Source organism: Ruegeria sp. HKCCD7559 (assembly GCF_013110575.1).
Lineage (GTDB): Bacteria > Pseudomonadota > Alphaproteobacteria > Rhodobacterales > Rhodobacteraceae > Ruegeria.
This window is the reverse complement of the sequence record NZ_WVQU01000007.1, coordinates 38,764-57,038: the sequence shown is the minus strand read 5'-3', so window position 1 is coordinate 57,038 and position 18,275 is coordinate 38,764. Positions and strand designations below refer to the sequence as shown.

General features: G+C 56.6%; 16 protein-coding genes and 1 pseudogene. 7 read left to right on the top strand and 10 right to left on the bottom strand.

Annotation, left to right across the window (positions count from 1 at the left end; translation table 11 throughout):
- Positions 1-6 precede the first annotated feature (6 nt).
- Entirely contained in the window at positions 7-747 is a 741-nt protein-coding gene (locus GS605_RS16530; protein ID WP_371807774.1) for a hypothetical protein, read from the bottom strand.
- A gap of 410 nt (positions 748-1,157) precedes the next feature.
- On the opposite strand from GS605_RS16530, the gene GS605_RS16525 reads away from it, so the two are divergent.
- Positions 1,158-1,769, top strand: a complete 612-nt coding sequence (locus GS605_RS16525; protein ID WP_171724689.1) for a VPLPA-CTERM sorting domain-containing protein — start codon at positions 1,158-1,160, stop codon at positions 1,767-1,769.
- Positions 1,770-2,113: 344 nt separating this feature from the next.
- Here GS605_RS16525 and GS605_RS16520 read toward each other — a convergent pair whose 3' ends face one another.
- Both GS605_RS16520 and nth read right to left on the bottom strand, forming a co-directional pair.
- Positions 2,114-3,103: an adenosine kinase gene (locus GS605_RS16520; RefSeq protein ID WP_171724688.1), complete on the bottom strand. Its 990-nt coding sequence runs from the start codon at positions 3,101-3,103 to the stop codon at positions 2,114-2,116.
- Entirely contained in the window at positions 3,100-3,744 is a 645-nt protein-coding gene (gene nth, locus GS605_RS16515) for an endonuclease III (RefSeq protein WP_171637323.1), read from the bottom strand. Before nth ends, GS605_RS16520 begins: the two co-directional genes overlap by 4 nt.
- A 116-nt stretch (positions 3,745-3,860) precedes the next feature.
- Here nth and GS605_RS16510 point away from each other — a divergent pair, with 116 nt between their 5' ends.
- Both GS605_RS16510 and GS605_RS16505 read left to right on the top strand, forming a co-directional pair.
- Complete coding sequence (locus tag GS605_RS16510) at positions 3,861-4,712, top strand: bifunctional helix-turn-helix domain-containing protein/methylated-DNA--[protein]-cysteine S-methyltransferase (RefSeq protein ID WP_171724687.1); 852 nt, start codon at positions 3,861-3,863, stop codon at positions 4,710-4,712.
- 174 nt (positions 4,713-4,886) lie between these two features.
- The gene (locus tag GS605_RS16505; protein ID WP_371732282.1) at positions 4,887-5,324 is read left to right on the top strand and encodes a glyoxalase superfamily protein; all 438 of its coding nucleotides are present in this window, start codon (positions 4,887-4,889) and stop codon (positions 5,322-5,324) included.
- 59 nt (positions 5,325-5,383) lie between these two features.
- Here GS605_RS16505 and GS605_RS16500 read toward each other — a convergent pair whose 3' ends face one another.
- Positions 5,384-6,823: an aldehyde dehydrogenase family protein gene (locus GS605_RS16500; RefSeq protein ID WP_171724686.1), complete on the bottom strand. Its 1,440-nt coding sequence runs from the start codon at positions 6,821-6,823 to the stop codon at positions 5,384-5,386.
- A 213-nt stretch (positions 6,824-7,036) separates the two neighbouring features.
- Between GS605_RS16500 and GS605_RS16495 the strand changes: the two genes are divergently transcribed.
- Positions 7,037-7,687, top strand: coding sequence for a peroxiredoxin (locus GS605_RS16495; RefSeq protein ID WP_171637316.1), 651 nt, complete (start codon positions 7,037-7,039; stop codon positions 7,685-7,687).
- Positions 7,688-7,914: 227 nt separating this feature from the next.
- Here GS605_RS16495 and GS605_RS16490 read toward each other — a convergent pair whose 3' ends face one another.
- From GS605_RS16490 to GS605_RS16480, 3 genes are all read right to left on the bottom strand, one after another.
- Positions 7,915-8,604: an outer membrane protein gene (locus GS605_RS16490; RefSeq protein ID WP_171724685.1), complete on the bottom strand. Its 690-nt coding sequence runs from the start codon at positions 8,602-8,604 to the stop codon at positions 7,915-7,917.
- Positions 8,605-8,743: 139 nt separating this feature from the next.
- Positions 8,744-9,244 carry a helix-turn-helix transcriptional regulator gene (locus GS605_RS16485; protein WP_171724684.1) on the bottom strand — a complete coding sequence of 167 codons (501 nt, stop codon included), beginning with the start codon at positions 9,242-9,244 and terminating at the stop codon, positions 8,744-8,746.
- 23 nt (positions 9,245-9,267) lie between these two features.
- The gene (locus tag GS605_RS16480) at positions 9,268-9,540 is read right to left on the bottom strand and encodes a PepSY domain-containing protein (RefSeq protein ID WP_171233448.1); all 273 of its coding nucleotides are present in this window, start codon (positions 9,538-9,540) and stop codon (positions 9,268-9,270) included.
- Between the two features lie 235 nt (positions 9,541-9,775).
- Here GS605_RS16480 and GS605_RS16475 point away from each other — a divergent pair, with 235 nt between their 5' ends.
- Positions 9,776-10,411 (top strand): DUF1326 domain-containing protein, encoded by a 636-nt coding sequence (locus GS605_RS16475; protein ID WP_171637310.1) that lies wholly within the window; start codon positions 9,776-9,778, stop codon positions 10,409-10,411.
- A 214-nt stretch (positions 10,412-10,625) separates the two neighbouring features.
- On the opposite strand, the pseudogene GS605_RS21085 reads toward GS605_RS16475, so the two are convergent.
- Positions 10,626-11,057: pseudogene (locus tag GS605_RS21085) on the bottom strand (Hint domain-containing protein); the annotation flags it as partial.
- A 543-nt stretch (positions 11,058-11,600) separates the two neighbouring features.
- Positions 11,601-13,751, bottom strand: a complete 2,151-nt coding sequence (gene pnp / locus GS605_RS16465; protein WP_152459385.1) for a polyribonucleotide nucleotidyltransferase — start codon at positions 13,749-13,751, stop codon at positions 11,601-11,603.
- A 482-nt stretch (positions 13,752-14,233) separates the two neighbouring features.
- Between pnp and GS605_RS16460 the strand changes: the two genes are divergently transcribed.
- Positions 14,234-15,835, top strand: coding sequence for a BCCT family transporter (locus GS605_RS16460; RefSeq protein ID WP_171637305.1), 1,602 nt, complete (start codon positions 14,234-14,236; stop codon positions 15,833-15,835).
- Between the two features lie 116 nt (positions 15,836-15,951).
- On the opposite strand, the gene GS605_RS16455 is transcribed toward GS605_RS16460, so the two are convergent.
- Complete coding sequence (locus GS605_RS16455) at positions 15,952-17,073, bottom strand: Hint domain-containing protein (protein ID WP_253283336.1); 1,122 nt, start codon at positions 17,071-17,073, stop codon at positions 15,952-15,954.
- A 394-nt stretch (positions 17,074-17,467) separates the two neighbouring features.
- On the opposite strand from GS605_RS16455, the gene GS605_RS16450 reads away from it, so the two are divergent.
- Entirely contained in the window at positions 17,468-18,220 is a 753-nt protein-coding gene (locus GS605_RS16450) for a methyltransferase domain-containing protein (protein ID WP_171724682.1), read from the top strand.
- The last annotated feature ends 55 nt before the right edge of the window (positions 18,221-18,275 follow it).

Below are 18,275 nucleotides of genomic sequence, written 5' to 3'. Positions count from 1 at the left end.
GTTCAATCAAAGGTCGGGTTTATGAAGTCCGGAAGCGATGCGCGCGCGCTCGTAAAAACGTGAAAGAAGTGCTCCTAAAAGGTTGACCCAGGTCATCGGAACTAAAACGACAAGGCCATGACCCTTTGTGAAACTTGGATTGCGTCGCTTAAAGAACTGCACATCTGATGTATCAAGCTGTTCATTGAGACGTTTTTCTTGCGGTGTTTCGATAGTGACCCAGCCGACGTCGCGCACAAACGGGTCTTCTGGACGAACTGCCGGATCAGAGAAACTTTCTATGAGCTGGCGCGCGATTTCCTGAATATCAGCGGGCTGTTTAATATCCGGGTGCGGGAAAATTCGCCGAAAATACTTGCAGAACAGGTGATAGCTCGACGTGTGAACGAGTGTGCCGAGATAGTACACCGGGGTGAATGGATGGCTGAGCTTTTCATTTAAAGCACGTACGATCCCGAAGCCGTAGGTTGCGCCGCGTCCGCGAAACCCAGGTTCCAACCCAGCCTCTGCCCGCAGTACTATGGCGCTGCGCCCATGCACTTGGCGTCGATATCGGTGAACTGCACAATAACCAATAACACGTTGGTCTGCCGCGCAGTAAAGCTGGATGGATGTTGTTTCTGCCGGTGGTTCTATCACGTGCTGATGAAACTCTTCGGCGGAAACACCCGCAAAGATCTTTTGATGTACTGAATACAGTTTGTGCGACAGAGTTCGACGCTCACTGGCCGACAGTTGTGCCGGCACAACAATCCTGCTTCGGACAATCCTAGATACTTTTCCGGTATGGCGTTCTATTTCCATTGCGAACGATTGTAGCTCGAGGGTTTGGAGATGTCTCTGCTGGGCTCGGTGCGGTCATCTGAGCGATTTGGTCAGATGACGGTTAATCTGATGCCGGATTAGAAGCGGATCAATGCCAAGTATTGCAAGGAAGATTGTCGCAAGATGGCGGCAGGGAAGCGGCATCTCTCGTAGCGAGGAACAAAAAATGACAGCGAGTTCGATAGTATATTACTCGCCATTTGGAAACAAATCGTTTCCACAAAATATGCAAATTATGTCAATGTTTTAATCCCGTGGTCGCAGACTTAAAAAAATTCTATTTCAGAACAGTTTGTGTTACAAAAGTGGTGTTGTCTTGGGGGGTGTGATTCATGAAGTTGTTTGCTGGTGCTTTTTCCAGGGTCCTTGCGGCCACTATGTCGTTGATGCTTTCAGTCACAGCATCAAATGCACTGACTGTGAACATTGTCGATCAATCGTCGGCTTCATTCTCCGTGAATTGTAACTCCTGCGTCGGAATTCTTGAAGACGGAAGTTTGGATTCGATGTTTTCTCACGGGCTGTCTATCGGCAGCGCTAATGAAGCAAATATCGCATCCTATCTAACCAACATCGGGTATTCGAGCGTTTCCTCGGATGTAGTCAAATTTGATTTAGGTGGAGGTGGCCTTGGTGGCACCGGGAACAGCGAAAACTACTCGTTCAATGTGTCCAAAGGGTTGTTTTTTGTTAAGTACGGTACAGCGACCGCATTCTTCCTGTCTTCTGCTTCTGATACGGTTAGTTTCACAAAGTCCGGAAGGGGTCCATTTGCGCTGAGCAACTACGGCACGGTTGCGCCTGCGCCAGTGCCACTACCTACAAGCATTCTGTTGCTCATTGGTGCAGTTGGAACGCTTGGTGCCATGAGGTGGCGGAGCATGAGAATATCTCGCAGTTGCTCAACCGTTTCGCCAAGAACGGTGGCCCCGGCAGTCAGCTAGACAAGACCAAAGTTGCGCATAAGCCCTGTGCTGGGCAAAGTAGACATCTAATCAGCCCTTGCCCAACATTGTCGAGAGACCGCTCCTTCAAACAGGCGGTTTTCTTTGAAAGCAGTGAATTCGCTACTTGAGCGTTCAGTCAACCATTACACGCGCAACCAACTGGAGTGCCCCATTTGATTTGGGCCACCGTTATGTTTGAGAAACGGAGGACCGAGAATGACGAACAAGAGACATAAGCCGGAAGAAATAGTTCAGAAGCTGCGGCAAGTTGATGTGCTTGTCGGCCAGGGAATGATGCGTTTACTGGTCTTTACCACGGGATCCGATTGTCGGCTTTGGGCTCAAAGCAGCCCTTCCTCCCGCAGCAATTCCAGCATATCCGCCTCGGGTCTCGGGCCGATATGGCTGATGACCTCGCGGGCGCAGACATTGCCAATACGGGCGCAGGTCTCGAAATCGCGGCCGGTTGCCATGCCAAACAGGAACCCGGCGGCAAACTGGTCGCCCGCACCTGTTGCATCAACGGGGACGACCTTCTCGACCGGTACGTCAATGCGAGCGTCGCCGTTCATAACCGTCACCCCGTCGCCCGACCGGGTGCAGACCACCAGCGGGCAGATCGCCGACGTGCGCCGCAGCGCCTCTTCCAGGTCGTCGGTTTCGAACAGGGATTTGATCTCGGCCTCGTTGCCGATCACGAAATCCAGCTCGTTTTCAATCAGCAGCAGGAAATCCACCCGATGCCGTTCCACACAGAATGGGTCGGAAATGGCAATTCCGGCCTTGCCGCCACCCTTGTGACAGGCACGTGCGGCCTCAAGGAATGCCGCCTTGCCCTTCTCTTTGTCGAACAGATATCCCTCAAGGAACATGATCTGGCTGTTTCCAGCGACCTCATCCGAAACGTCCTGAGACGACAGTTCCGAGGAAATGCCCAGATAGGTGTTCATTGACCGCTCACCATCTGGCGAGACAAAGATCATCGAGCGTGACGTCGGCAATTCGCCACCCGGAACAGGCGGGTTCACGAAGTCGACGCCATCTTCATTCATCGCATCTGCATAGAACCGGCCCAGAGCGTCATCGTGTACCCGGCCGATGAATGCTGCATCCAACCCAAGCGCGCCTGCGCCCGCAATGGTATTGGCCACCGAGCCGCCCGGCGTTTGAACTCGGCTTTCCATCGAGGCGTACAGCACCTCGCCGCGTTCCTGTTCGATCAACTGCATGATGCCTTTTTCGATGCCCATCAGCTCCAGAAAGCTGTCATCGGCCTGGGAAATCACGTCCACAACGGCATTTCCGATGCCGGTCAGTTGATAAGTCTTCATAGGGTTTTGTCCTCGAATTGGCAGAGATCACGGATGATGCAGGTCGGGCATTGCGGCTTGCGCGCCTTGCAGTGGTACCGGCCATGCAGGATCAGCCAGTGATGCGCATGAAGTTGAAAGTCAGCGGGAATATTGTCTTCGATGGCGCGTTCGACCGTGTCCACATCCTTGCCGGGGCAAATACCGGTGCGGTTGCCGACGCGAAAGATATGGGTGTCCACCGCCTGCGCCGGTTGCCGCCACCACATGTTCAAAACCACGTTGGCCGTCTTGCGGCCCACACCCGGAAGGGATTGCAGGGCAGCCCGGGAATTGGGAACCTCGCCGCCATATTCGTCAACCAGGATACGGCTGAGCTTGATGACGTTCTTGGCCTTCTGGCGGAACAAGCCAATGGTCTTGATGTGCTCGATCAGGCCGTCCTCGCCCAGATCCAGCATCTTTTGCGGCGTGTCGGCGATCTTGAACAGGTCGCGCGTCGCTTTGTTGACACCCGCATCCGTGGCCTGCGCCGAAAGGGCCACGGCGACGACCAGAGTATAGACGTTCACATGCTCCAGCTCGCCCTTGGGTTCCGGGTCGGCCTTTTGAAAGCGCGTGAAAATCTCGCGGATCGTATGATAGTCGAGTTGCTTTGCCATCCGGGCCTTAATGCCGTCCACCGCGCCCTGACACAAGCACAAAGCCAATGCGCAAGTTCCGGGTCGCGACAGCGTGGCCAGCGCGCTATGGTTTTGTCAGATGATGAGGTGGAACCATGAACGTCCAGACCCCAGAAAGCGGTTATCATTACAACGTCATGCGCCGGGCAATCGAGTTGATCGATCAGGGTGGTGAAGGCCTGAGCCTTGATGAACTGGCACGCCAGATGGATATGAGCCCGGCCCATTTCCAGCGTTTGTTCTCGCGTTGGACCGGAGTGTCACCGAAACGGTATCAACAATACCTGAAGCTGGGCCATGCGAAGGCATTGTTGCGTGAACGGTTTACGACATTGGAAACGGCCCACAATGTGGGCCTGTCCGGCAGCGGACGTCTGCATGACCTGTTCCTGACGTGGGAATCCATGAGCCCCGGCGAATATGCCCGCAAAGGCGAAGGTCTGACGATCTATTGGGGGTGGTTCGAATGCCCCTTTGGCCCTGCGCTGGTCATGGGGACCGACAAGGGCATCTGCGGCATTGCCTTCGGCGCCGAGACCGGCGAAGAGGCCGCGATGGAAGACATGATCTCGCGCTGGCCCAAGGCGACGTTTGTCGAAGATCCGATGCGTCTGCGTCCTTGGGCGCTGAGTGCTTTTGGCGCTGCCAGCGACCGGTTGGAGCCGACACCGCTTTTCCTGATCGGATCACCTTTGCAAATCAAGGTGTGGGAAGCGCTGATGCATATCCCGTCCGGGCAGGTCACGACCTATTCCGAGATCGCCCAGCGAGTCGGCTCGCCGCAAGCCGTTCGCGCCGTGGGAACGGCAGTTGGCCGCAACCCGGTCAGTTGGTTGATCCCCTGCCATCGGGCATTGCGCAAATCAGGTGGTCTGGGGGGCTATCACTGGGGCTTGCCTGTCAAGCGTGCCATGCTGGCCTATGAGGCGGCGCAGGCAGACGCCTGATTGACAGACGGCCCGGCCGCTGCCAAAAGGCACCTCAGGTTCGGGTCCCCTGCCGTTCGCGGCCATTGGCTTTGGTGAAACCCGGTTTGAAAAGCATCTGTTGCCCTTTCCCGGCGCGCGGATGGAAATGCGAGCCCCGTCCTGACTTCGCGCCCGTTCAAGGACACGAGGCACATGATGATACGATCCCAAACCGTTGCTCCGGTTGAAGAGCTGAAAGCGCAGGCGAAACGCCTGCGGGAAGACTTGAAAACGAAGGGCGTTTCGCTGTCGCACAGTGCGGCATTGGAACTGCTGGCCCATCAGCATGGCGTTCGAGACTGGAACACCTTGCACGCAATGGCCGGAAACCGGATGCATCTGCGCGTGGGTGATCGGGTCGAAGGGCGCTATCTGGGTCAGGCGTTCACGGCCGAAATTCGCGGTCTGACCATGCTTGGCGATGGCGCGCGTCGCCGAGTGACCCTGCATTTCGATACGCCGGTCGATGTGGTGCGCTTTGACAGCTTTTCTGCATTTCGACAGCGCGTCACCGGCGAGATTGGGTGGGACGGTCAATCCCAGCGCCGCACGTCCGATGGCGTACCCCAGCTTGTGGTGCGGCCCCTATAGGGGGTTGCGGGCGGGGCCAACCGCGTTGCCCCGCCCGATCTGTCTGCTTTGCAGGTAAGTTACTCTGCCGCCCAACCGCCGACAGCTTTGATCTCGAGGAAGTCCTCAAGCCCAAAGACGCCGCCTTCACGCCCGTTGCCGGATTGCTTCATGCCGCCGAACGGTGAGCCCGCGCTGCGCGATTGTCCGTTCATTTCGACCATGCCCGACCGCAGCGCCCGCGCCATGCGATTGGCACGCGCGCCGTCCTGCGTCTGAACATAGTTGGTCAGGCCATAGGGTGTATCATTGGCGATTTCGACAGCCTCTTCTTCGGTGTCGAAGGGGATCATGGCCAGAACCGGGCCAAAGATTTCTTCGCGGGCGATGGTCATCTGGTTGTTTGCATCGGCAAAGACCGTGGGGCGGACATAGTAGCCCTTGTTCAGCCCCTCTGGCCGTCCGGTGCCGCCTGCGACCAGCCGCGCCCCTTCATCGATGCCCTTCTGGATCAGGTCCTGAATCTTGGTCCACTGAACTTCATTCACCACCGGTCCGATATGGCGGCCTTCCTCTGAGGCAGGGCCAACCTTGACCATGTTTGCGACCTCGGCCGCGGTTTCCACAGCCTTGTCATAGATCGGGCGCTGCACCAGCATCCGACTGGGGGCGTTGCAGCTTTGGCCGGTGTTTTGCATCATGTGCAGCACCCCACGCTTGACCGCTTTTTCCTCCGCGTCCTCAAAGATGACGTTGGCCCCTTTGCCTCCTAGCTCAAGATGTACTTTCTTGAGGGTATCAGCCGCATTTTTGGAAATCGCGGTGCCTGCGCGGGTCGAGCCGGTGAAGCTGACCATGTCTACATCCGGATGGCCCGAAAGTTGCGAACCAACCCCCGCGCCGTCGCCGTTGACCAGATTGAACACACCGGGCGGGAAGCCTGCCTCGTCCATCATCTCGGCAAAGATCATAGCGTTCAGCGGGCTTTGTTCCGACGGTTTCAGCACCATGGTGCAGCCCGCAATCGCAGCAGCCCCAACCTTGAGCGTGATCTGGTTCATCGGCCAGTTCCACGGCGTGATCAAAGCGGCAACGCCTACCGCCTCGTAAATGATGCGATCATTCGGCGCATGATCCCCCAGCGGGCGTTCAAATTCAAACGACCTGGCGGCGCGGATGAAGTTCTTCAGGTGATAGATGCCGGCACCCGCCTGCGCCGAGCGCGCCAGATCGATCGGGGCGCCCATTTCCAGCGACATCGCCTGCGCCAGATCCTCTGCCCGGGCTGCATAGAGTTCGACCAGTTTTTCCACCAGCGCGATGCGGGTTTCCACTGGCGTGGCCATCCAGCCCGGCAGGGCGGCCTTGGCCGCGGCAACGGCCGCATTCGTGTCGGCTTCGGCGCCAAGCGAGATCACGGCGCAGGGGTCTTCGGTTGACGGGTTGATGACCTCGAAGTCATTGGGCTGCGATGGGGCCACCCACTGACCATTAATATAGAAATCCCGCTTTTCGATCATCCTGAGCCCTCCTGAAGGTCTGCCTGAAATCGGCTGTTCGGGGCCACTCTGTCACCCATGCACAGGCTGAGCAATAGTGAATTTGATCAAATTATTTTCTGGCAATGCCCACGAAATCCGTATCCTCAAGCGCGATGGACGGTTTAACCTGCACACAAAGTGATTAGGTTCCAAACAACCGATTCAGGTTTTTCACAGAGAAGGAGATGCCCCATGGGTTTGCGTATCAACGACACCGTTCCGAATTTCACGGCAGAAACGGATCAGGGCACCATTCAGTTTCACGACTGGATTGGCGATAGCTGGGCCATTCTGTTCTCGCACCCAAAGGATTTCACACCTGTATGCACCACCGAGTTTTCGGCCGTTGCGCAGTTGAATGACGAATGGGCCGCGCGCAACACCAAGGTGATCGGCGTATCGGTCGATGGTGTCGAAGACCACAAAAAGTGGAAGAAGGACATTGAGGAATACGGCAAGGCCGAACCCGGCTTTCCGATCATCGCCGACGACGGTCTGGCTGTGTCCAAGGCTTTCGACATGCTGCCCGCCGAAGCATATCTGCCCGACGGCCGTACACCGGCTGACAGTGCCACGGTGCGTTCCGTCTTTATCATCGGACCGGACAAGCAGCTGAAGCTGTCGATGACCTACCCGATGACCGTGGGCAGGAACTTTGCCGAAATTCTGCGCGCGCTTGACGGTTTGCAGATGTCGGCCAAGGGCGTTGCGACACCTGCCAACTGGGTGCCGGGCGAAGACGTGATCATCCCGCCAACCGTGTCGAACGAAGACGCCAAGGCCAAGTTTGGCGAGTTCGAAACGATCTTCCCCTATCTGCGCAAGACCAAAGCGCCGTCGTAAGCCGGTTGCCGGGTCAGGGGGGCTGTCTGCCCCCCATCGTGCCCGCAGGCACGATTCCCCCCGAGGATATTTTTAGCCAGATGAAGCAGGCGGTTGTTGCAGGTCGAGCAACCACCGAAATGTCCTGCGCGTACTGCATTTTTCGGGGTTTTCCGGGTGCCCCCGCGCCTGAGGCGCGAGGGCAAAGAGGTGCAGGAAACCGGAGAGAAACCTGACACCCGAAGCAATCAGAAATTATGGCGAAGTCCGAAATTGATGCTGAAAGTATCCAGATCGTTCTCTACGTTGCCGGTCAAAGCTCCGTTGGGGGCCAGGCGCTGCGACGAAACATCAAAGGCGCGGGCGTAACGGGCGTCAATCGTGAACGCTGTCGACGGGTTGATGTCATATGCCACACCGGCGATCAGCTGGGCGGCCAAGGTGGTGTCGGTGTCGTCCAGCGCCACACCCGGCCCGTAAGAAAAAACCAGATTCGAATAGGTGGCACCCAGCCCAAACCCGGCAAACGGTGTCAGCGCGCCGGCCTGTTTGAAATCGAACAGCAGATTGGCAAATAACGAGGTCTGCGTGACGTCGCCCGAGATATTGCCCTCGGGCCCCGGACCATTGCCGGTAAAGTTTACACCATCCACGTCACTGTCGCGATATGACAGTTCCAGCTCGATCCGCGTTCCGATGATATCGTTGGACCATTGCGGGATTTCCTTGCCTACCGCGAGGCCCAGTCCGAAACCTGCGTCGAATTCGGTATCGACCGATTGCGTCGCGCCACCGATCGTCCCGGTGAAATCGCTGTCCTGTAGCTGGCTGTAGCCGATGAAGCCGTGAATATAGGTGCCGTCGCCCAGGCTCTGCGCGGCAAGCGCCGTTGCGCTGATCGCCAGAGCCGAAGAGGCGAGAATGAGGCGCGTGAACATAACCATCTCCAGTGTTCCAAAGTCCGCATGCCATGGATGTGGACGAGGCTGGCCCAAAAAGAAAGGCGCCGGGCCTTCACTTCGTTTCACAGGTTTTTAGGAATGTGTGAGTGAATAGGCACGAGGCTCTGCCACTGTTTCAGGGCACATCCCTGACCAACGGTTCTGACAGGAGTTCGTCGACAAAGAAACTGAGCAACTGCACCCTGCTGGAAACGCCTGCCTTTCGATAGACCGCAGCGCTTTGGGCCTTGATCGTCCCTTCTTTCGTCTGTCGCATTCCGGCGATTTCCGCGATGGAAAGCCCCTTGATCGTCAGCATGGCAACGTCACGCTCAGCCTCACTAAGCTGCCACGCGCTGAACTGGGTTTCGATGACCTGGGCAAAAGCCCCTTGCGCCACTTGCAGTTGCCGCTGCATGTCGCGCACCCGTCTGGACTGGGAACGGATCAGGGCGATCGTGGCGCTCAGGCCGCCGACAAGCGCCAGCGACAAAAACAGCTCGAACGAATGAAGGTGACGAAATCCCGCGCCGTCGCCGCCTGTCCAATCCAGCAGCGCATCCGTCATGAAAAAGGCGGCGCAGAGGGCCTGCACCACCAGAAGAAGCCAGAGCAAAGACGTTTGAGGTACTTTCATGCGGCCCCTTGGACGTTGCGGGTTCAGTCGTCGTCCTCTTCGAGCTCGATGGCTGTCACCACCCCGTCCGTGTCAGACAGAACCAGTTCAGTTTCCACGCCATCCTTGGTGAGTTCAACCTCGATCTTCCCACCTTCGAATTCGATCTCTTCGATCTGGTACCCCTGGGCTTCAAGCGCCGCGCGTATATCGGCTTCGCTTGTGCCCAATTTGTCGCCCAGTCCGACATTGGCCAAAGCAAGAACTGGTGCGGTTGCGATCAATCCCGTCAGTGTCAGCAGTTTCAAGGTTTCCATATCGCATCTCCTTTTTGCGTTGTGGCGATGCAGTGGAACTGGGGATGGCAGAGGCGCCCTGCGATTGGTTTTTGGTTGAAACAGGGTGAATAGAACCAAGGTTTAGGCCATTCGCAGCCGTTTGCGCGCGTCAGGTTCAGATTGCAATCAAGTTGTGCTAGTTTGTTTTGCGGAAACATACGGGCATGGGACCAACGATGTCGGGCTTTCTGACTGTCCTGAACAGGAGAAAACCATGGCTTTTACAGATTGGTACGTCGAGGGAGAAAGCTTCGGAAACTGCAACTGCGGCTATGCCTGCCCTTGCCAGTTCGAGGAATTGCCGACGCATGGCGATTGCCGCGGCTTCGAGGTGCTTGAAATATCCACCGGATATTTTGGCGAAACGGATCTGAGTGGAACCAAGGCTGCGTTGATCTATGCATGGCCCGGGCCAATATTCGAGGGTGGCGGTGAAATGCAGGTGATCGTCGACCCCGCGGCCTCACCGGCGCAGCGCGATGCGCTGGAAAAAGTCTTTCACGGCGAAGAAACCGAAGAGATGGCAACCCATTGGTACGTGTTCCGAGCCATGTGTGAGACGGTGCACGACACGCTGTACCTGCCGATCGAGCTTAAGATGGATATCGAAGGACGAACGGCCAGCGTTGCCGTTGGCGACGTTCTGAAGTCGACCGGGCGCCCGATTCAGGCCCCGCATGGTGGCGGCGAACACCGTGTACGCATCGATATTCCCGGCGGGATCGAATTCACCATTGCCGAGATCGGCAGCGCCTCGACCCGAGCTTATGCGGCGATCAAACTGGATCTGAAAGACAGCTACGGCCAGTGGCACCTGTTGAAACATGGCCCCGGTGGCGTCGCGCACTGACCTGCGGTCAGGCGGCTTTCGCGGATTCATCGGGGCGGATTTTCCAGCCCGGAACCGCCAGATCCGCCGACAGCACCCGGACTTCGAAGGGTTTGAGGACCGGCAATGCGGTCGAACCGTAACAGCCTTCACCATTGGCCAGTTCCGGGAACAGTTCGAACAGCTCGCTTCGGGTGGCGGGTGCCATTGCCCTAAGACTTGTGTCACCGGGGTAAAAGGACTCGGACCAGAGTCCTTCGACATTCACCAACTCATGCTGATCAAAGAGGATATGAATGTACTCCACCCCATGTGCGGGCGTTTCCTGAACGATGGTATGCCCATTGATCAGCCCCTTTGCGGGGGCCAGCATCGCCGGCTCGCAATGCATAAGCTCCATCATGGTCGAGGTCACGGCAATCCGGTGCTGTGGGGAAATGACGAGATCGCGGCTTGGGCTGTTCGGCCCGAAACAGCCCGCCTTGATCCGTACAGGGGACAGGTGCGTGTTTCGCCGCAACTCAGCCGCGGACAACCGGCGCTTGCCGATCCAGCGGACCGGGCGTGCATGGCCGCCGGCGGTGATGACCGGGTCGCCGGGCTCCAGCGCCTCGACCCTGCGCAGCCCAGTCGGTGTCTGGATCAGAGATCCTGTGGTGAAACACACGAAAGAAGGCAAAGTGTCATACGCGGATGACGGCGCGGTGCCGGCAAAACTGGTATCTGAAATCGTGTCATTCAGTTCGGTCTGACCCGAAGTGACTATGATGTAACGCGGGTTTGAAAACTGGATCAGGATGAACGTGACCGGCGCGCCATCGACCGTGCCTGTGTAGTTTTCGAAAGTACTGAAATTCTGGGTCGAGCCGGAAAAGCCGGGAAGAGACGCGAGGTCAAGTTGCGAGCTGCCATCCGGGTCGGGATCTTGCAGCAGGGCGTCATTATCCGTGACTTCGACCGAATACGCAGCAGTAATATCAACACTGTGGTTGCTGAACGGGTCTGCGCTGATTTCGTAAACAGTAATCGATGCCACGGTCGAACAGCTTCCTTGAAAACGGCAATATCCCCCTTAAGGTTGAGCTAATACACGCAATAAGTGTTAATAATTGATTTACCAAAGTTGCGGCGCAGTTAACCGTCCTGTGCCGCGCAAGCAAAAAGGCCCCGGATGAAACCGGGGCCTTCCGCTGTCTGTCAGAGGGGCAGATTACTCTGCGTTTTCCTCTTTCTTTTCTTTCTTTTCCGGAACGATCTCTTCGCCGGTTTCCTGATCGACGACTTTCATCGACAGGCGCACCTTGCCGCGATCGTCAAAGCCCAGCAGTTTGACTTTGACTTCCTGACCTTCTTTCAGAACATCCGACGGATGGTTCAGGCGGCGGTTTTCGATCTGCGACACGTGGACCAGACCGTCACGCTTGCCAAAGAAGTTCACGAAGGCGCCGAAATCGACGATCTTGACGACTTTGCCGGTATAGATCTGACCTTCTTCAGGTTCTGCCACGATCGAATGGATCATGTCATAGGCCTTCTTGATCGACTCACCATCGGGCGAGGCGATCTTGATCACGCCATCGTCGTTGATGTCGACCTTGGCACCCGAAACCTCGACGATCTCGCGGATGACCTTGCCGCCCGAGCCGATCACTTCGCGGATCTTGTCCGTCGGGATGTTCATGGTCTCGATGCGCGGGGCGTGGACCGAGAAATCGTTGGTCTCGGACAGGGCTTTGCCCATCTCGCCCAGAATGTGCATCCGGCCTTCCTTGGCCTGTGCCAGGGCGGTTTCCATGATCTGAGGCGTGATGCCGGCAACCTTGATGTCCATCTGGAGCGAGGTGATGCCGTTTTCGGTGCCCGCAACCTTGAAGTCCATGTCGCCCAGGTGGTCTTCGTCACCCAAGATATCGGTCAGAACAGCGTATTCACCGTCATCTTCTAGGATCAGCCCCATGGCCACACCGGCAACCGGCGCTTTCAGCGGAACACCCGCATCCATCATCGACAGCGAACCGCCGCAGACAGAGGCCATCGAGCTTGAGCCGTTGGATTCAGTGATCTCGGACACCACGCGAATGGTGTAGGGGAAATCGGTCGGCGCAGGCAGAACCGCCTGAAGCGCGCGCCATGCCAGTTTGCCGTGGCCGATCTCGCGACGGCCGGGCGAACCAACGCGGCCCACTTCACCCACCGAATACGGAGGGAAGTTGTAGTGCAGTAGGAAGTTCGATTTGAAGTTGCCGTGCAGGGCGTCGATGAATTGCTCATCGTCGCCGGTGCCCAGCGTGGTCACGGCCAGCGCCTGTGTTTCACCGCGGGTGAACAGGGCAGAACCGTGGGTCCGGGGCAGAATCGAGGTTTCTGCAACGATCGAGCGGACATCGGTGGTCGAACGACCGTCGATCCGCTTGCCGCCCCTGACGACGTCGCCGCGCAGAATGCCGGCTTCCAGCTTTTTCATCGCGGAACCGAGGTTGCCGTCTTCCAGCTGCTCTTCGGTCAGCGCCTCTTTGATCGCTTCGCGGGCGGCGGCAACAGCGGCGGTGCGCTCTTGCTTGTCGGTGATCGCGAAGGCGGCGCGCATCTGCTCTTCACCGGCGGCCTTAACGGCGGCATAAAGCTCGGAGTAATCCGGGGCCTGGAAGTCAAACGGCTCTTTCGCGGCTTCTTCCGCCAGCGAGATGATCAGGTCGATGACCGGTTGGATCTGCTCATGCGCAAAGTTTACCGCACCCAGCATTTCCGCTTCGGACAGTTCGTACGCTTCCGATTCCACCATCATCACGGCGTCTTTGGTGCCGGCCACAACCAGGTCCAGACGCTGTTCGGGGTTCAGGCGCAGATCCTGCATGTCGTCCACGGTCGGGTTCAGGACATATTCACCGTCGGTGTATCCCACGCGGCAGCCCGCGATCGGGCCCATGAACGGTGCGCCCGAGATGGTCAGAGCAGCCGAAGCAGCAATCATCGCAACGATGTCGGGATCGTTGACCAGATCGTGGCTCAACACGGTACACATCACCAGGACTTCGTTTTTGAAGCCGTCAACGAACAACGGACGGATCGGACGGTCGATCAGACGCGCGGTCAGCGTCTCTTTTTCGGTCGGGCGCGCTTCGCGCTTGAAGAAGCCACCCGGAACCTTGCCGGCGGCATAGTATTTCTCTTGGTAATGCACGGTCAGCGGGAAAAAGTCCTGACCGGGCTTCTGTTCCTTGGCGAAGGTCACGTTGGCCATGACGCTGGTTTCGCCCAGGGTGGCAATCACGCTGCCGTCAGCCTGACGGGCAACCTTGCCGGTTTCCAGTGTAAGCGTTTCCTCGCCCCACTGCATCGATTTCTTCGTTACATCAAACATATGCGTATCCTAGATGGGAGCACTCCCGCCCCTGCGGGTCTCCCGTTTTGCGTGGCGGCCCCATTGCCGCCGACCCCAATTTATCTTCCATTCGAGTGCCGAGGTCAGGGCACAACGTCTCAGATACCGCGCGCATACATGAGAATGCGTTGGAAGGAAAGAGAAACTGCATCGGATGGCCGTTTCATGCCGGGACTGGCTTGTGCTGCCACCGGGTGCAAAAGATTCAAGCCCGAACAACGATCAACTTATCAAGTCGCGGTTCGTTTTTCACGAGCGGGATTACGGGAACACAGAACAATCTGTAGCGCTAACATATCTGCAGTCGAATGCATTTTGTAAAAATATGAAGGCAGTATAAGCTCTTACCATTAAGCCTGCGGTCGAAATGACGGAAACGCGCCAAGGGGGTTAACTAACTCATTCCCGTCCGCCGACCGAATACCTTGGCGTTTGCAGACAGCGAACAGAAGGGCAATCGAATGGCACAAACAAAGAAGATGCTGGATCCGGACCCCCGGATTTACGACTTCGAAACGGAATATGAACTGGGGCAGGATAACGTCCGGCCGTTTGGCTTGGACATTCACAACCCGGTCTTTCTGATCTCGAGTATCATGATCTTTGCGTTCGTTCTGATCGCATTGGCCAACCAAGAGGCCGCAGCCACGTTTTTCGGCTGGCTCCGGCCTTGGCTAACCAGCACGTTCGATTGGTTTCTGGTCCTTTCGGTAGATGCAATCACTCTGTTTTGTCTGGTACTGATCATCCTGCCCGTCGGCAGTGTGCGGATCGGCGGCAAGGACGCCACGCCTGATTATTCCTACGCCGGATGGATCGCGATGATGTTCGCCGCCGGTATTGGTATCGGCCTGTTGTTTTTTGGAGTGATGGAGCCGGTCTACTACAACTTTGCCGAAGACGGGAATGCGCGCCCACTGGGTATCGATATCGCTGTCCCGGGCAATGAGTATATCGGCATCGTCGGTACCATTCACCATTGGGGGCTGGAAGGCTGGGCGGTTTACGCCGCAGTCGGCCTGAGCCTGGCAATCTTCAGCTACAATCTGAACCTGCCCCTGACTTTGCGTTCGGCCTTCTATCCAATTCTGGGTGAACGGGTCTGGGGCTGGTGGGGCCATATCATCGACACGTTGGCGGTTTTTGCCACGTTGTTCGGATTGACCACATCGCTCGGTCTGGGTGCTCAGCAGGTTGCCGCTGGCCTTTACGAGGTCTTCGGCATCGAACCCAGCCCCACCGTCGTGGTTCTGCTGATCATTGGCATTACGTTGATCGCGCTGGGCTCGGTTTTGCTGGGCATGGATGCGGGCGTCAAACGGCTGAGTGAGATCAATATGATCATGGCCGTGGGGCTGTTCCTTTTCGTCATCGCTGTAACGGGCATTGGCACCGCCATCGCACGGTATTTCAACGTGATGACTGATTATGTGCTGCACCTGCCCGCGCTGTCGAACCCGTTCGGACGGGAAGACACCAGCTATTTCCACGGTTGGACGACCTTTTACTGGGCGTGGTGGATCGCATGGTCACCGTTTGTTGGGATGTTCATTGCCCGCATTTCAAAGGGCCGTACAGTGCGCGAGTTCGTAATCTGTGCGCTGCTTGCGCCAACTGCCGTCTGTGCCCTGTGGATGTCGACCTTCGGCGGCGCTGCCATCGACATGTTGAACGCAGGCGGAGCGGAAGGCGTCCGCGCGACCGTGATCGACAGCTACGCCCCCGAGGGAGCGTTGTTCGGTTTCCTGAAGGAGCTGCCGCTGTACAGCATCGTAGCCCCGATCGCCCTTGTCCTGATCGTGATCTTCTTCGTCACCTCGTCTGATTCCGGATCTTTGGTGATCGACACGATCACTGCAGGCGGCAAGATGGACGCACCCGTGGTTCAGCGCGTGTTCTGGTGCACTTTGGAAGGCCTGGTTGCCATCGCATTGCTGTTGGGAGGCGGTCTTTCCGCATTGCAGGGCGCGGCGGTTTCAACCGGCATCCCCTTTACGCTGGTGGTTCTGATAATGTGCTACTGCCTGTGGCTGGCGTTGAAATCTGAGCGGGCAAAGATGTAGATTATACACCGAATTCCCAAAAAACGCCTGCCGCATGGTGGGCGTTTTTTCGGGTCGATTTAAGAAATCCTGGACCTTCGTTACTCGTAACTCCAAGTAAAGATGGGCACGGGCGTTTACCTGTGAACATTTTCCAAGAGGGGTTTGCGATTTGCCTGATGCCGTTGAACCAGTTTTCGCATTAGCTTGCCCCGTTGCGGAATAAAACGCGCAGAAGTTGCTTGAAACTGCGGAGCGCAGCACTCTGGAAACAAGTCCATGATTTCTTGTCGCGCGTCAGCCGAGACTGATTTGAGTGCTTCGGGGCCGGTAAACAGGCTTTCTGTCGGTGTCCCATTGGACCAGATGATTTCATGGGTATCGAACAGCAAGTGGAAATACTCAATACCGTCAGTTGTGTCTTGCACAATGTCCACGCCGTCCAGTGGCAACAACTTGTTTGCGGGGATCAGCACATCCTTGCAATCGAACATCCGCAGTGCAACTGCCGACGACACAAGAACGCGATGCTGCGGTGAGACGACAAGGTCCTGTTTGGGGAATCCGTCGCCTAAAGCTCCGGTGCGGATCAAAATGGGTCTTAGCCTTTGCTGCGCATGAAGCTCGGCAGCGCTGAGGCGTCGCGTACCGATCCATCGAATAGGTTTGTAGCCATTGTCAAAGGTCAACACCTGATCTGAAATCTGCAGGTCTTCGACCGCCACTGATCCGTGGCGTGTTTCAATCATTGTCCCAGATGCAAAGCACAGAACGTCCACAAACTCACCGCTTGCGTTGGTCGGGCCGGTTAAAATCTGGTCAATTTCAATAGTATTGGTACCGCTGTCGTTCCAGGCCGCTGCAATCGCATCGGTATTGACTGTCATTCCGTTGAACAGCTCTAGAGGTTCAAGCGGACCATTGTTTGTCTTCACACCGTAGAGTTCGACCGTCCCATCCGGATTGATCATCAGGCGGACCACGGGATCACCGTTTGTATTCCCCAACTGCCAAACAGCTGGCGTGTTGACTTCATATCTCTGACCGTCGGCAAACCGAACTGTTTGCCCCGAGGTTCCAGAAATCTGGAACTGAAGTTCATTGGGCGAAGATCCGGGTCCGCCCACAAACAGGTCAACACCGTTGATTTGAGCACTGAAGCTGTTGTCGAGCGTATCGAAATCGATAACGACACCGCCACCGGGAGAAGTATCTGTATATGTGGTACTGTTACCGTCTGATATGCTGAAGCTGGTCATCTAAATTTCTGAATTTTGTATAAGCCTGAGTTAGCACAAAGCTCATTTGCGTTTAACAATCAAGCTGGGCATTGGGTGGTATCGGTTTTGTGTTCCGGTTCATACTAGAAAGTCCAGCCTCCCTGCAGGGCGCTGTGGTGTGGAATTGATACCGGTAAAGCCGCTGGTTCTGATGATGTGCCAAGGCTTGTGGCTGGCGCAGCGAGTGTTTCCAGATGCCAATAACCATGGCTGCAAGATACTGTTGAGGCAGGGACGATTCCATCCTTGCCCAAACAGGGAACTTGCCCGCCTTGTCGAGTGTTCTTCGGCGCTGCTATTGCGTTGACATTGAACTCTCGGAACAGGATTTGTACTGCAAAACGATCTGCTGTCGACCACCCCGGAGGAATGAGTGTCAATTGTTGATGTCCTGGCTGCGCGCCTGATCGAAGATGTCAAATCCAATGACCTGTCAGGTAGCTTTCTGATGCTTGGGCGGCAGGATTGGATCGGTGCGCGCCGGTCTGCGTCCGCCGCATTGTTCAGGGAAACCTTGCAGAAATACCTGCCCGGAGTGGCCGAAGCTGACCTTTGCAACCCGGATGATGGATATTCGGAAACATTCTTTCGGAAACTTGGGTTCTCGGAAGTGGATTCGCTGGATTTTTCGGATTTCGAAGGTGCGAGCATCGTTCAGGATCTCGCGGGGGATTTGCCTGAAAACCTGGTTGGTCGGTTTGACGTTATCTATGACGGTGGAACATGCGAGCACGTGTTCGACTTGCCGACCGCATACCGGAACATCGACAAGATGCTGAAGCCCGGGGGTGTGTTTATCGCACATTCGCCATCGAACAACTGGATCAATCACGGCTTCTATCAGATTTGCCCAGAGATCGTGTACGGCTTTTGGGTCAACGCCATGAACTATGAGGCTCTGAAATGTGTGTGGCAGCCGTTAAGGCCATATGCCGCCCGTGACGTGGTGAAGATGACGAATCCCAACAAGACAAAGAAACGTCCGCGACCGCTGGGATCTTTTGGTCCGGGATTGCCTGTCCTTCTGGATTATGTGGTTCGAAAACCTGTTGCCGGCACCAAGACAAGTGCAAGTGTGTCGCAAAGCGACTATGCCACGCGCTGGGAAAACACGCAGAAAGCTTAGAACCAAGTGCCGCAACGGACGATCCCTGACGGCCGCGGCATTCCCTGATCGCCAC